This window comes from Gelidibacter sp. (genome assembly GCF_039916245.1).
Taxonomy (GTDB): domain Bacteria; phylum Bacteroidota; class Bacteroidia; order Flavobacteriales; family Flavobacteriaceae; genus Gelidibacter.
In genome coordinates, this window is the sequence record NZ_JBDSLS010000067.1 from 1 (window position 1) to 5,385 (window position 5,385).

At 39.7% G+C, this 5,385-nt stretch carries 5 protein-coding genes; all 5 read left to right on the forward strand.

Annotation, left to right across the window (positions count from 1 at the left end; translation table 11 throughout):
• The coding region (locus tag ABIQ28_RS03400) for a transcription termination/antitermination NusG family protein (RefSeq protein ID WP_348035346.1) at positions 1 to 456 on the forward strand (456 nt) is incomplete at its 5' end.
• Positions 457 to 620: 164 nt separating this feature from the next.
• Positions 621 to 1,736, forward strand: coding sequence for a GDP-mannose 4,6-dehydratase (gene gmd / locus ABIQ28_RS03405; RefSeq protein ID WP_348035347.1), 1,116 nt, complete (start codon positions 621 to 623; stop codon positions 1,734 to 1,736).
• Between the two features lie 2 nt (positions 1,737 to 1,738).
• The gene (locus ABIQ28_RS03410; protein WP_348035348.1) at positions 1,739 to 2,686 is read left to right on the forward strand and encodes a GDP-L-fucose synthase; all 948 of its coding nucleotides are present in this window, start codon (positions 1,739 to 1,741) and stop codon (positions 2,684 to 2,686) included.
• A gap of 59 nt (positions 2,687 to 2,745) precedes the next feature.
• On the forward strand, positions 2,746 to 4,137 hold the full coding sequence (locus ABIQ28_RS03415; protein WP_348035349.1) for a UDP-glucose 6-dehydrogenase: 1,392 nt from the start codon (positions 2,746 to 2,748) through the stop codon (positions 4,135 to 4,137).
• A complete protein-coding gene (locus tag ABIQ28_RS03420) occupies positions 4,121 to 5,164 on the forward strand; it encodes an NAD-dependent epimerase/dehydratase family protein (protein ID WP_348035350.1) in 1,044 nt (347 codons plus the stop codon). The genes ABIQ28_RS03415 and ABIQ28_RS03420 overlap by 17 nt, the downstream gene beginning before the upstream one ends.
• Positions 5,165 to 5,385: the final 221 nt, after the last annotated feature.

Here is a 5,385-nt window from a genome sequence, read left to right on the forward strand (position 1 = left end):
TGGTACGTGCTCATTACAAAACCTAAATACGAACTTAAAGTTGCAGAAAGACTTATTGCATATGGTTTTGAAGTGTGTTGTCCAACCCGAGTAGAAGTCAGACAATGGAGCGACCGTAAAAAGAAAGTCACCGTTCCTTTATTGCCATCTATGATTCTCATTAATATTTCAGATAAAGACCGTTCGCTGGTTTTTACCGTTCCCGGCGCGCTGCGATATCTTTTTTGGTTGGGGAAGCCCGCCATTGTTCCCTCAGAAGAAGTGGAGTTGCTCATTGAAATTAAAACTAAAAAACAACAGGTTTTATCTACCGAAAAAATAGACGTCGGACAGGAAATTAATTTAGATAAGTTTGGCTTATCCGCAAAAAAAGGAACGGTAAAATATGTTTCAGGGAATCAATGTTGGGTGGTGCTGCATAATTTGGGTTATGTCGTTAAGCTAAAAATTGGATAATCCTTCCATTCATTCTATAAATAATCATATTTTTGAATCTTTTTGGTGTCAAGAGATTAAAACCAATTCTTAGTATCATTCGTTATAAATCAAATAGTTGTATTTATAATGTGACTGTTGCCGGCGAAGCCGTAACATTGCCTAAACATTATTATAATATTAGAATGAAAAAAATTGCACTTATTACAGGAATCACAGGCCAGGACGGTGCCTATTTGGCGGAGTTTTTATTACAGAAAAATTACGAGGTTCATGGTGTTAAAAGGCGCTCGTCGTTATTTAATACGGATCGAATAGATCATTTATACCAAGATCCACATGAAAAGGATCGTAATTTCTTCCTTCATTATGGCGATCTAACGGATAGCACCAATCTTATTAGGCTGATCAAGGATATTCAACCTGATGAAATTTACAATTTAGCGGCTATGAGCCATGTGGGGGTTTCCTTTGAGATTCCTGAGTATACCGGTAACACGGATGGTCTAGGCACCTTACGAATTTTGGAAGCCGTCCGATTATTAGGGATGGAGAAAAGAACGCGAATTTATCAGGCCTCTACTTCTGAGCTTTATGGAAAAGTGCAGGAGGTGCCACAGTCGGAAACCACACCTTTTTATCCTCGTTCTCCTTACGCTGTGGCTAAAATGTATGCGTATTGGATTACAGTGAATTACAGGGAAGCCTATAATATGTATGCTTGTAATGGTATTTTATTTAATCATGAATCGCCAATTAGAGGCGAAACGTTTGTTACCAGAAAAATCACCAGAGCGGTCTCTAGGATTGCACTAGGGTTGCAGGATAAAGTTTATTTAGGGAATTTGGATGCCAAAAGAGATTGGGGACACGCCAAGGATTATGTGCGAATGATGTGGATGATTCTGCAAGCAGACGAGCCTGAAGATTGGGTAATTGCTACCGGAAAAACAACAGCAGTTCGGGATTTTGTAAGAATGGCCTTTGCTGAGGTTGGAATAGATGTGGAGTTTAAAGGAATTGGCGTTGAAGAAAAAGCATTTGTGACGGCCTGTCATAATAAAGAATTCCAATTACCCATAGGAACGGAAGTAGTGAATGTAGATCCTAAATATTTCAGACCTACAGAAGTCGATCTTTTGATAGGTGATGCTTCTAAAGCAAAAAATAAATTGGGTTGGGTGCCTCAACTCGATTTGCAGGATCTTGTAAAAGATATGATGACCAGTGATGTCAAACTCATGCAAAAAGAACACTATTTAAAAGAAGGAGGCCATAAAACTCTTAATTATTTTGAATAGATATGGATAAAACAACAAAAATATATATTGCCGGCCACAGGGGGATGGTGGGATCTGCCGTTTGGAGGGCACTTGATCAATTAGGGTATAGTAATCTAATTGGTAAAACTAGTAAGGAACTCGATCTGCGTAACCAAGCTCAGGTGAACGAATTTTTTGATCGTGAGCGTCCAGAAGTTGTGATTGATGCCGCTGCAAAAGTTGGTGGGATATTGGCTAACAGTGAATTCCCTTATCCATTTTTAATGGAGAATTTGCAAATCCAGAATAATTTGATTGACGAAGCGCATCGCCATGATGTGAAAAAATTCATCTTTTTGGGGAGTTCCTGTATCTATCCAAAGTTCGCTCCACAACCTTTAAAAGAAGAGTATTTGTTGACGGATAGTTTAGAGCCTACCAATGAGTGGTATGCCATTGCAAAAATTGCTGGAGTAAAAGCTTGTGAGGCCATTAGAAAACAGTACAATAAAGATTTTGTCAGTTTAATGCCCACCAACCTTTACGGACCAAATGATAATTTTGATTTGAAGTCTTCTCATGTGTTGCCTGCAATGCTCAGAAAATTTCATGAGGCAAAAATAAATAATGCGTCCGTCGAACTATGGGGAAGTGGGACACCAATGCGAGAGTTTTTACATGTTGATGATATGGCGAGAGCGGTTGTTTTTGCTGTTGAAAACGTTCTTCCTGAACATTTATATAATGTAGGTACGGGAATCGATGTGACCATAAAAGAGCTGGCTCAAACCATTCAGAACATTGTAGGATATCAAGGGGCTATACTTTGGGATAGCTCTAAGCCTGACGGAACCCCGCGGAAGTTAATGGATATAAACAAGCTGAATCAACAAGGATGGACTGCCAATATAGATTTGAACACCGGTATAAAAATGACTTATGACTGGTTTCTTGAGAATCAGAATGCTATAAAAACAAACATATTATAATAAAAAAGTGCGTTTGAACGCGTGTTTTTATCGAAATTAACACTCATTAATCTAGGAGAATGAAAATTAAAAATATTTGTTGTATTGGAGCAGGTTATGTAGGTGGACCTACAATGGCAGTGATCGCCCAAAAAAATCCAGATATTAAAGTCACTGTGGTGGACATTAATGTTGCGCGTATAGCGGCTTGGAACCACGACGATCTGGAAAAACTTCCGATTTACGAACCAGGTTTGGATACCGTTATTGCAGAAGCGCGAAACCGAAATTTGTTTTTTAGTACGGAGGTTGATGCGGCTATTGAAGCTGCGGAAATGATTTTTATTTCAGTCAATACGCCGACCAAAACTTATGGTAAAGGAAAGGGCATGGCGGCCGATTTAAAATACATTGAGTTGTGCGCACGGCAAATTGCACGCGTAGCCAAAACAGACAAAATTGTCGTAGAGAAATCCACTTTACCGGTAAAAACGGCTCAAGCCATCAAAAGCATTTTGCATAATACGGGTAATGGCGTCCAATTTCAAATTTTATCCAATCCTGAATTCTTAGCTGAAGGTACTGCTATTCAAGATCTGATGGTGCCGGATCGTGTGCTGATTGGTGGGGAGCAAACCGAAGAAGGACTTGAAGCGATTCAGGCTTTAGCGGATATTTATGCCACTTGGGTACCGGCTGAAAATATTTTGACCACAAATTTATGGTCTTCGGAATTGTCGAAATTAACCGCCAATGCTTTTTTAGCACAACGGGTCTCTTCAATTAATGCCATGTCCGAACTTTGTGAAGTTACTGGCGCCGATGTGAATGAAGTCGCCATTGCTGTTGGAAAGGACAGTAGGATCGGTCCTAAGTTTTTAAAGGCATCGGTCGGGTTTGGAGGTTCTTGCTTTCAAAAAGATATTTTAAATTTGGTTTATATCGCAAAATCTTATGGATTAAATGAGGTAGCCGATTATTGGGAGCAAGTCATCATTATGAACGACTATCAAAAACGACGTTTTGCTGCCAAAATCATTCAAACACTTTACAATACGATTTCGGGCAAGAAAATAGCCTTTCTAGGTTGGGCTTTTAAGAAAGATACGAATGATACGCGCGAATCTGCCGCTATCTATGTCTCAGATCAACTCATGGAAGAGCAAGCCGATATCGCGGTGTATGATCCAAAAGTGACGGAACATCAAATGCAGAGTGACCTTAATTATCTCAACACACGATCTGAAGCCGATAACAAGAAGTATTTAACTACATTTTTGGACCCATATGACGCTTGTAAGGATGCGCATGCCATCGCTGTTTTGACGGAGTGGGATGAATTTAAAGCCTACGATTGGCAAAAGATTTATCACAACATGAAAAAACCAGCCTTTGTATTTGACGGACGTGGTATATTAAATAAAAAGGAATTAGAAGCTATAGGATTTCAAGTCTATGTCATCGGTAAATAATCTTATCCCAAAAACGATTTTGGTTACTGGAGCCGCTGGTTTTATCGGTTTTCATGTGTCTAAAACCCTGTTGGATCTAGGGCATAAGGTCATTGGTTTAGATAATATCAACGATTATTATGATGTCAATCTAAAATTCGCACGTTTGACGGAATTGGGAATTGCTAAAAACGAAGCCTCGCAAGCCTTGCATTATGCAACAAGTTCTTCTTTTGGCGATCGTATGATTTTCGTCAAAATGAATTTGGAAGATCGAAATGCTTTACCAAAGCTTTTTGAAAATTATAAGATTGACAGCGTTTGCAATTTGGCGGCTCAAGCGGGCGTCCGCTATTCTTTGGAAAACCCAGAAGCTTATGCCGATAGTAATTTGACAGGGTTTTTAAATGTTTTGGAATGTTGTCGCAATTACAAAGTTGCTAAGTTGGTGTATGCCAGTAGCTCCAGTGTTTATGGCAACAGTGATGCCATTCCCTTTGAGGAATCCGCCAATGTCGACAACCCTGTTAGTCTTTATGCCGCCACAAAAAAGGCCAATGAACTGATGGCGCATGCCTACAGCCATTTGTACGGTTTTGAAACTATCGGACTTCGATTTTTTACGGTGTATGGTCCTTGGGGACGACCCGATATGGCGATGTTTTTATTTACGGAAGCCATCATCAACGATCAACCCGTGAAGGTGTTCAATAATGGCGATCTGTCACGTGATTTTACCTATATCGATGATATCGTTGAAGGTGTGGTAGCGACCTTATTGCAACCCACTGAGAATACGTCATTATACAAACTTTACAATATAGGGAACAGTCAGCCGGTGCAACTTCTAGATTATATAGAAGCCATTGAAGTCGCTTTGGATAAAAAGGCCATAAAGCGGATGATGCCCATGCAGCCAGGCGATGTGAAGCAAACTTATGCGAACGTCAATCAGTTAAAAAAGGATTTTAATTACCAACCTAAAACTGAGGTGACTAAAGGTATTGCTGAATTTGTGGAGTGGTATAGGGTTTTTTATGGTAGATAAGCACGGAGATGGAAGCATGAAGCAAGAAGAAAGAAACGGCGGGAAATAGAAAATGGTATCAAGACCGCTTCGCTTTTAGAATCAATAACCAACCCGGACGGGCAGGGATTTGTTTCGAAAAATGTTGAAAAGATCAATTCAAAATCAAAACACTAGTTTAAACGTCTTTGCGAGGAGTGAGGCACGAGCGACGAAGCAATCTCATGAATAAAAGAACGGTT